This is a genomic window from Streptococcus sp. HMSC071D03 (assembly GCF_001812125.1).
Taxonomy (GTDB): domain Bacteria; phylum Bacillota; class Bacilli; order Lactobacillales; family Streptococcaceae; genus Streptococcus; species Streptococcus pseudopneumoniae_N.
Map to the genome: position 1 here is coordinate 1 of NZ_KV807748.1, position 7567 is coordinate 7567.

Consider the following 7567-nt stretch of genomic DNA (forward strand, 5'->3'; position numbering starts at 1 on the left):
TCTCTTTGTTCACATCTTAATTCAATCTACTATATATAGCCGATTGAACTTAGAATAGTACACTACAGATTCTAAAACATTTTTAGAAATTGATTTGACTTTCCTAATCTCTTTGTTCATGTCTTATTTCAATCAACTATAAATTTTTTAAAGCAATAGATTAGATAAAAAAGCGAACAAGACCGAATTCTGAGTGTCAGATAACTCGTTTTGTTCGCTTTTTATATTTAAGATCAGACTTTTGTCCCAGATTCTTTTAATTTACTCTCCCAACTGGGCACTGTAGTTGATAATTCGGTCAACCGTATCAGACAAGAATTGAATGGTATCACGGAGTGGTTTGTCTGTTGAAATATCTGCTCCGATAATCATGGCTGACTCAAGCGGTGTCTTACTACCACCTGATTTAAGGAGATTGAGCCAGTCTTCAGCTCCAGTTTCTGAGTTTTTAAGATGAAGGTAACCAGCAGTCGAGATGACAAGTCCAGCTGAGTAAGTGTAGCTATACAAGCCCATGTAATAGTGAGCTTGGCGCATCCAAGTCAGAGCCGCATCGTCGTCAATCTCAATGGCATCTCCCCAAAAGTCTGTCAAGACTTCCTTCATAATGCTGTTGAGTTTACTTGCTCCAAAGGTCTCCCCTTCTTCAATCAATGTATAAACCTTACGCTGGAAGGCTGCTTCCAAGAGGTGGGTGATAAAGTTATGGAAGTAGGTATCTGTCAAGCGGTGGGCAAGAGCGAATCGTTTCTGACGTGGATCATCAGACTGGTGTTCCAAGTAATCACTTAAAAGCAATTCATTGAAGGTTGACGGTGCTTCAACATAGTAGGTCGACATGTGGGCGTTAAAATAGCTTTGGTGATTGTCAGAAAAGATGAATTGACCAGAGTGCCCGATTTCATGAATCAAGGTATAAACATCGCTCAAACGACCTGTCCAGCTCATGAGAACATAAGGATGCACACGGTATGGATCAGCTGCATAGCCACCAGAATCCTTACCACTATTAGCAGCAAAGTCCACCCAGCGTTCTTCTTGATAGCGAGCAACTTCCTGACAATATTCTTGCCCCAAAGGTTCTACCGACTTCATAACCAAATCGTAGGCATCATCAATAGTCACTTCAGGATTCAGAGCACTGTCCAAGTCCAATTTCCAGTCCGCAAAGGTCATCTTTTCAAGACCATTGACCTTGGCAACATGCTTGAGGTATCTCTGAGCAACTGGCGCAAAATCCTTCATGATGAGGTCAATTTGGCGGTCAAACATGGCACGATCCACTTCCTGCTCAGCCAGAAGATAATCAAAGACGGAGTCGTAGCCCTTCATATCAGCCAAGAGTTTTTCAGACTTGACTTGGGCTAGATAGGCTGCTGCAGCCGTATTTTGGTGCTTACGAAGACCTTCTGAGAAGGAACGGAAAGATTTCTCACGAACCTCAGCATCCTCATGGTTTTGGTAGAAATTTTCATAGCTCACAAAGCTGTTTTTGTAGGTCTTGCCATTGACTTCAAAGTCAGCCATTTCGAAATCCCCAGCTCGCATTTTAGTGTAAATATCCTGCGGACTGTAGAAAACTTCACCGAGATTGGTCAAGGCCTTCTCCACATCAGCCCCTAGATAGTGGGCTTTTTTGATTTTGGCCTGACGAATGGCCGCTGTCAAATGAGGTAATTCACCCAAACGGTCCAAGACTTCCTCGTCAGCTGCCACCAAGGCATCGTCAAAGAAGGTCAAGGCAACACTGGCATCTGTCTCAAACTCCATTCCAGCTTGGGCGATATTGGCAAAATCTTCATTACCATAGTCTGTCGTCTGAGGCATAAAGGCATAATTACCGATATGACTCATCTGAATGTAGATTTGTTCCAATTCTGCAAAAGCTTTCTCGAAATCTTCAAAAGTATGAAGATTGCCCTTGTAATCTCGACTAAATTGATTGATGTCTTCACGCGCCTTCTCTATCGCACGCAAGAAGTCCTCACGGTCTTGATATAGGGCTGTCAAATCCCAAAGTTCCTTTTCAGGAAATTCTGAACGGTGTTTTTGTTCCATCTTTTTCCTCTTATTTCTCTAATTCTAATAAAACACTAAGGGCTGACAGGGCATAAAGCGGTGCTGTTTCTGCTCGCAAAATACGAGGACCAAGACCTGCCAAGACTGCTCCTTTAGCTTCAAAACTCTCGATTTCTGCAGGTGAGAGACCACCTTCTGGACCAAAGATAAAGAGCAATTTAGCTCCTTTTTCCAGTCCAGCAACTGCTTTTATAAGTGCAGCTGATTCGCCTTCTTTAGCCGACTCTTCATAAGCCACCACGATGCGGTCAAACTGGCTCAGTTGTGCTAGAAAGTCTGCCTTTTTCTCAAAAAGCGTAATACTTGGGACAAAGTTGCGCTTGCTTTGCTCGGCTGCTCCAAGGGCGATTTTTTCTAGTTTCTCGACTTTTTTCCCTAGTTTTTTACCGTCCCATTTAGCAACTGACCAGTCTGCAGGGAAGGCCCAAATCTGACTAGCACCTAGTTCCGTCACCTTTTGAGTGATAAACTCCAACTTATCTCCCTTGGGAAAACCAGATGCGATGGTCACTTGTACTGGCAGTTCCACATTATCAGCTAATTCTTCAACTAGCTCCAATTGACGAGATTCCACATTGACCACGCGCGCCAAATGCTTAATGCCATCATCAAATACTAAAGCGACCTCATCATCTTCTTTCAGGCGCATAACCTGAAACATGTGCTTGCTGGTCTCCTTGTCCTCGATGGTGACAGGTGATGTGGCAAGACCTTTTACAAAATACTGTTGCATGCTAGCCTCCAATCACACCGGAGATATCCTTGGTCTTCTTGAAGACACAGGCATTCCACTCCCCTTGAATCATATGGGTTTCAAGGAAAAATCCAGCTGACTCAGCTGACTCACGCACCATATCCCACTTGTCCTTGATAATGCCACTCATGATGAGGTAGCCTTCATCCTTGACCAAGCGATAAGCATCCTCCGTCAGATGAATAAGGATATCCGCTAAGATATTGGCCACGATAACATCTGCCTCAATTTCCACTCCTTTAAGCAAATCGCCTGGGGCTACATGGATGTTTTCCATACCAGGATTGAGCTCAATATTTTCCTGAGCGACACGAACCGCCACATCATCCAAGTCATAGGCGAAAATCTCCTTGGCACCTAGGAGTGAGCTTGCAATAGAAAGAACCCCTGAACCAGTCCCTACATCTAGCACTGTTTCGCCACCACGAAGAACTTGCTCCAAGGCAAAGAGACTCATCTTGGTTGTTGGGTGCGTTCCCGTTCCAAAGGCCATGCCAGGGTCCAGCTTGATAATCTTTTCTCCCGCAGTCGCCTCATAGTCCGTCCATGACGGTACGATGGTTAGGTCATGGGTGATGCGTGCCGGTTCATAATACTTCTTCCAATTGTCTGCCCAGTCTTCCTCAGCTAAGGCAGTCGTACCAATCTTGATTTCTCCTAAGTCCATAAAGTCGGTCAATTCTGAGAGACGAGTTTGCAAGTCCGCTTCCACCACTGCGACATCAACTGTGTCAGGATAGTAGGCGGTCACCACAATTTCTTCTTGTTGCTCGACCTCAGGGAAAATCTCACCGAAGCGGTCCACATTTCCAACATAGTCCATGCTATCTTCAATTGCTACCCCTTGGGCACCTAACTCAATCAAGAGGTTGGAAACCAACTCCTCTCCCTCACGCTTGACTGTAACTTTTAACTCTTGCCATGTTTCCATTATATATTTTGCTTACCTTTCCATCAGATTAAAAATAGTCTTTCCAATAACAACAATAAGGTTATCTCTTAATTTCTTCTCTAACTCTAAATCAATTCCACTATTTTGTATGAATTTGTCTTCTACATTTCTGTATAAGCGTTTTACTCTAGTGGGGTTTCCTGCATCAAAATGAGGTACATAATGGTAAATTATGACAGGAACAGAACTTCTGATTGATTGTTCAGCAATCTGATTCCAGATATACCCATCAGTCTCTCCCAAAGAAACCCCATAAAGAATTATGATGTCAGAATTTTTTATAATATCGCTATTTTTAACATCCATATTTTCTCTATAGTTCTTCAAAACTAAATTTTTTATTAAGGATTCTTTTTGTTCTTCATCAAAACTATTTGAAATCTGTGTCTCGTCACTAACTCCTAAAACTGTGCAAATATCTACCGTTCCATGTGCATGAATTGGAGGCGCAATGTGAAATTTATAATTATTAGTTCGTAATTGATTGCTAAATGATTTTGCTGACTCATTATATAATTTATCGATTACATTTGTGTAATTAAGAGTTAATATATTCACGATATCGTGTTGATATAGATTTTCATTATATTTTTTATCAATAGTGGGTTGATTGATTACAGGGAGAGATTTCTTCATATCATTTAGAGTACTTACAAAATCAATTCTATTGCCTTTCTCAAGATTTTTTTCTTGTTGTATACGTAGATATTCTCTTAAATCGTCAACTACTTCACTAAAATCGTCTATAAATTTCTCCTTCATTTCTACACTTGAGGAAATGAGGTCGTAATCTTTTGTTAATTTACCAATTGACAATTCAAAATCTGACCAATTTTCATAATCATTTACTTTATCAGAAAATAGAGACTCATAAATGAGATTTGAATATTCTTCCTCGTTCTCTTTCCTACTTATGTAAGCCCTATTTTGAAATTCATAGAAATCCTTATATCTTGTTTTCAAACCATATTGCAAATCCAAACCATTTCCAACTATATAAGTAATATTCATATCCTTAGATTTTACCCTCTCTAATAACTTCCTCCAAATAATCCCTCAATCTCCCCTGCAACTGCGGAACTACTTGACTGGATGTCAAAAATTCCTCAATGTTCATCAGTTTATAGGCTTGCCCTTCATCTCCAAAGGTGATACTGTCAAACTGATCCTGACTTAACTGACCGACCATAAATACTGACTGTCTGCCTTCATAGAGCATGCTGGGATAGACCTTGCTCCAGAGCAAACAATCTTCATTTAAATGAATTCCCAGTTCTTCATAAACTTCACGCGCCGCACATTCAAATGGGCTTTCGTCCCCTTCACGGCCACCACCCGGCAACTCCCACATATTGGGCCAAGGGATATTTTCCTTATCATCACGCAAGATGACCAGTAGTTTATCACCACAAAATAAGGCAATCTTGCAACCTTGGAAATCAGTAAGTTCTATTTCCATGCTAGACTCCTAATACCTCGGATAAGGGTAAAATTCTCCTTCTTCCAAGCCTTCTTTTCCTTCTTCAAAGACTTCTTGGTTCCATTCCATGACGAATTCTTCTGCTTCTGGGTCTTCCAAAAAGTCCATGAGGGCATCTAGTCCAACCTCTGCAGTATCTTTAAGGAATAGCGCAAAATAAGCTAAGAATTCACGAGAAAAACCTTTCTTAGGCAGGTAAGGGATGACTGTGAGATAGTCTTCTGCATTGACTGTTGACTTGGCAGGATTGTAAAAAAGCACCGCTTCTTCAAAAAGGATATCATCTGACGAAACCTCTCCGTCTTCATCTAACATCTCCACCCCTGCAGCATTTTGTGCCTCTAATAGAAAACTCACTTCAACCGCATGATTACGCTTGTCCCAACTAATCTCATAATCAAAAGGAAAGTTCTTGTCCAACTCTTCTTGTAAAACATCTAAAAATCCATATGTTGCCATTTTGTCCTCTTTCTATACGACTCTTCAATCGCCCCGAATACTCGGAAATATGCTAAAATAGATACTACCATATTACCACATTCGTATCAGAAAATCCATGTTAGAAAGGGCTGCTATGCCAGACAATCTCGCGCTTCGTATGCGCCCCAAAACCATCGACCAGGTCATCGGTCAGGAGCATCTAGTTGGACCAGGCAAGATTATCCGCCGTATGGTGGAAGCCAATCGCCTATCCTCTATGATACTATACGGACCTCCAGGCATCGGAAAAACCAGTATCGCTTCAGCCATCGCTGGAACGACCAAGTATGCTTTTCGGACCTTCAATGCAACTGTTGATAGTAAAAAACGCCTCCAAGAAATCGCTGAGGAAGCTAAATTCTCAGGTGGCCTTGTACTGCTACTAGACGAGATTCATCGTCTTGACAAGACTAAACAAGACTTTCTCTTGCCTCTCCTAGAAAGTGGACTGGTCATCATGATCGGGGCGACAACTGAAAATCCTTTCTTTTCTGTCACTCCAGCCATCCGCAGTCGTGTTCAGATTTTTGAGTTGGAACCCTTGTCTAACCAAGATGTCAAAGAAGCCGTTCAAATCGCCCTGACTGACCCTGAACGAGGTTTTGATTTCCCTGTTGAGTTAGATGATGATGCCCTTGATTTTATCGCAACATCTACCAATGGAGATCTCCGTTCTGCCTTCAATTCGCTTGATTTGGCAGTTCTCTCCACCCCAGAAAATGATGACGGTGTCCGTCACATCACGCTCGACATCATGGAAAATAGTCTTCAGAGAAGCTACATCACTATGGACAAGGATGGAGACGGACACTATGATGTTCTATCTGCCCTACAAAAATCCATCCGTGGATCCGATGTCGATGCTAGTCTCCACTATGCTGCTCGCTTGATAGAGGCTGGTGACCTTCCTAGCCTAGCTCGTCGTTTGACTGTGATTGCTTATGAAGATATTGGCTTAGCCAATCCCGAAGCTCAGATTCATACCGTAACTGCTTTGGATGCTGCCCAAAGGATCGGTTTCCCAGAAGCCCGCATCCTCATCGCCAATGTCGTCATTGATCTGGCACTTTCACCTAAGTCTAACTCAGCCTATGTGGCTATAGATAAGGCCTTGGCTGACCTTAAAACATCGGGGCATCTGCCGATTCCACGTCACTTGCGAGATGGACATTATAGCGGCAGCAAGGAACTAGGGAACGCCCAAAATTATCTCTATCCACATAATTATCCTGGTCACTGGGTCAATCAAGAGTACTTGCCAGAAAAAATCCGTGACCATCACTACTTTTCTCCAGAAGATAGTGGAAAATACGAACGCGCCCTGGCTCAACGCAAGGAAACCATTGATAAATTACGAAACTTGTGAAATCCTTTTCAAAAAATTGCATTTTCCTCTTGATTTTTTTTGAAAAAGTGGTATTATATAAACATAGAAACGCTGTGGTGTACGACTTCACATTTAAGTGTTGACCGACTATTTTTTGTATTATTAGGGAAACAAAAGTCTTCTAACAGCATGTAGGCCGTCTCACACGGAAACAGCTTCAGTTAGAGCGAGTTGCCCACCTGCTTAATTGCGCGGGTTCAATACAAACCGTGAAGTTTCGGCACCAATACAGCTTTTTATTTGCCTCCTTAGCTCAGTTGGTAGAGCAGTAGACTCTTAATCTATGGGTCGCAGGTTCGAGCCCTGCAGGGGGCATCTAAATCAACAGGAAAAAGCCTTGATTTATAAGGCTTTTTTGCTTGTCATTTTGTTTTTTGTACCAAAAAGTTTATATTCACAAAATGGCTCTATAATTTCTGTAGTGGGTAAATCCCC

7 protein-coding genes and 1 tRNA gene are annotated in these 7567 nt (G+C 42.1%); 2 read left to right on the forward strand and 6 right to left on the reverse strand.

The window, feature by feature from the left end; translation table 11 throughout:
• Positions 1 to 261: 261 nt before the first annotated feature.
• The 6 genes from pepF to HMPREF2837_RS05080 are packed head-to-tail and all read right to left on the reverse strand — an operon-like array spanning position 262 to position 5724.
• A complete protein-coding gene (gene pepF, locus HMPREF2837_RS05055; RefSeq protein WP_049548194.1) occupies positions 262 to 2058 on the reverse strand; it encodes an oligoendopeptidase F in 1797 nt (598 codons plus the stop codon).
• Positions 2059 to 2068: 10 nt separating this feature from the next.
• Entirely contained in the window at positions 2069 to 2812 is a 744-nt protein-coding gene (locus HMPREF2837_RS05060; RefSeq protein WP_049548195.1) for a 16S rRNA (uracil(1498)-N(3))-methyltransferase, read from the reverse strand.
• 1 nt (position 2813) lies between these two features.
• Complete coding sequence (prmA, locus tag HMPREF2837_RS05065; RefSeq protein WP_049548196.1) at positions 2814 to 3764, reverse strand: 50S ribosomal protein L11 methyltransferase; 951 nt, start codon at positions 3762 to 3764, stop codon at positions 2814 to 2816.
• A 12-nt stretch (positions 3765 to 3776) separates the two neighbouring features.
• Positions 3777 to 4796 carry an AbiH family protein gene (locus HMPREF2837_RS05070; RefSeq protein WP_049548197.1) on the reverse strand — a complete coding sequence of 340 codons (1020 nt, stop codon included), beginning with the start codon at positions 4794 to 4796 and terminating at the stop codon, positions 3777 to 3779.
• A gap of 4 nt (positions 4797 to 4800) precedes the next feature.
• On the reverse strand, positions 4801 to 5244 hold the full coding sequence (locus tag HMPREF2837_RS05075; protein ID WP_049548198.1) for an NUDIX hydrolase: 444 nt from the start codon (positions 5242 to 5244) through the stop codon (positions 4801 to 4803).
• A gap of 9 nt (positions 5245 to 5253) precedes the next feature.
• Positions 5254 to 5724, reverse strand: a complete 471-nt coding sequence (locus HMPREF2837_RS05080; protein ID WP_075230705.1) for a DUF3013 family protein — start codon at positions 5722 to 5724, stop codon at positions 5254 to 5256.
• Positions 5725 to 5839: 115 nt separating this feature from the next.
• On the opposite strand from HMPREF2837_RS05080, the gene HMPREF2837_RS05085 reads away from it, so the two are divergent.
• Both HMPREF2837_RS05085 and HMPREF2837_RS05090 read left to right on the forward strand, forming a co-directional pair.
• Positions 5840 to 7111 carry a replication-associated recombination protein A gene (locus HMPREF2837_RS05085; RefSeq protein WP_001113197.1) on the forward strand — a complete coding sequence of 424 codons (1272 nt, stop codon included), beginning with the start codon at positions 5840 to 5842 and terminating at the stop codon, positions 7109 to 7111.
• A 263-nt stretch (positions 7112 to 7374) separates the two neighbouring features.
• Positions 7375 to 7447 (forward strand) — tRNA-Lys (locus HMPREF2837_RS05090).
• The last annotated feature ends 120 nt before the right edge of the window (positions 7448 to 7567 follow it).